The organism is Blautia acetica, assembly GCF_038739805.1.
GTDB lineage: Bacteria > Bacillota > Clostridia > Lachnospirales > Lachnospiraceae > Blautia.
In genome coordinates, this window is record NZ_JBBEWO010000046.1 from 1 (window position 1) to 1,271 (window position 1,271).

Annotated in this window: 2 protein-coding genes; both read left to right on the forward strand. The window is 43.2% G+C overall.

The window, feature by feature from the left end; translation table 11 throughout:
* Window positions 1–383: tyrosine-type recombinase/integrase (locus WBS51_RS15095; RefSeq protein ID WP_173899338.1), on the forward strand; the 383-nt coding region annotated here is incomplete at its 5' end.
* The coding region (locus WBS51_RS15100) for an IS91 family transposase (RefSeq protein WP_342694159.1) at window positions 376–1,271 on the forward strand (896 nt) is incomplete at its 3' end. The genes WBS51_RS15095 and WBS51_RS15100, both read left to right, overlap by 8 nt.

Consider the following 1,271-nt stretch of genomic DNA (forward strand, 5'->3'; position numbering starts at 1 on the left):
CGAAGAACAGGATGGACCGCTATACAATTCTTTCTAAACGGTGTCTGGATATCCTTACACAATACTGGTTTGAGAAAGGACGTCCCCGTGGGATCCTGTTTCCTAATAAATTTACTGGTAATTACCTGACAGTCAGTACACTGGAGCAAGTGATGCGACGGGCAGTATCCGATGCTGAACTTCCAAAGAAAGCAACTCCACACTGTCTCCGTCATAGCTTTGCAACTCATCTGATGGAGCAGGGAGTAGAACGGCAGAATATTCAGGCACTGCTTGGACACCGTGACCCAAAATCCACGGAAGTTTATCTTCATGTCAGCAACAAATCCCTCATGGGAATCCAAAGTCCCTTTGACAGGAAAGAAGGTGCTGATTATGAATAAGCCCACCGTTCAGGATATTTTCCGGTGTTTTTATTCGGCATACCTTGAAAAGTATTCTCCTTCTCCGGAACAGGCAAAAGTTGCCCGGAACATCTTGAACTGCAAAACCGGAGCCTATGGTGCAAACGTCAGTGTATGTGAAGACTGTGGTGCTGTTCAGATTCACTATAATTCCTGCCGCAACCGTTGTTGTCCCATGTGTCAGGCTGTTCCAAAGGAAATGTGGATGGATGCCCGCAAAGAGGATGTGCTTGATGCACCCTACTTCCACTTGGTATTTACAGTTCCTGACATTCTGAATCCAATCATTTACAATAATCAGAAACTGTTATATGACACCCTGTATCATGCAGCTTCTGCTACAATCAGTGAACTGACTGCTGACCCAAAGCACCTTGGTGCTGATGTCGGCTATATCTGCATCCTGCATACATGGGGATCTGAAATGAACTTTCATCCCCATATCCATACAATACTGCTCGGCGGTGGTCTGACATCCAAAAACGAATGGAAAGACAACGGTACTGAGTTTTTTCTTCCTATATGGGCTATCTCCAAAGTCTTTCGTGGAAAATATATGGATGAGTTGAAAAATCTCTGGAATACGAATCAACTTAAGTTTCATGGAACTGCCGAAAAATACAGTAACCATTATGCGTTCAAAGAACTGATTGATTTCTGTTATGATGCGGAATGGATTCCTTATTGTAAGAAAACTTTTAACGGCGCACAGTCTGTGATTGACTACCTTGGAAAGTATACCCATAGGATTGCCATCAGCAATCACCGCATCATCTGTATGGACGATGAAAACGTTACTTTTTCTGTAAAAGATTACCGGAACAAAGGACAATGGAAAGAACTGACCCTTTCTGGTGTTGAATTTAT